The 244-nt window shown below is 78.3% G+C and carries 1 pseudogene; it reads right to left on the bottom strand.

Going from position 1 to position 244, the window contains the following annotated elements:
- Positions 1-244: pseudogene (locus ACPYOM_RS23525) on the bottom strand (hypothetical protein); the annotation flags it as partial.

Below are 244 nucleotides of genomic sequence, written 5' to 3' on the forward strand. Positions count from 1 at the left end.
GCCTTGTCCAGTTCCAATCCGTTCGCCGACCTGTTCGGCGGCACGCCGCCGCCGCCCGACGTCTTCAGCACCTCGCCGGCGCCCGCGCCGCACGTCTCGGCCTTCGCGGCGCCGCCGGTCCAGGCGCCGCCGCCCGCGCCGGCGGGTCCGATGATGCTGCCGGACGACTTCGATCCGTTCGCGCCGCCGCCGTCCCGCGCCGCGCCGGTGGCGTCGCCATCGCCGTCGCCGGTCTCCGGAGGGG

This window comes from Monashia sp. HAY1-2A (genome assembly GCF_056755315.1).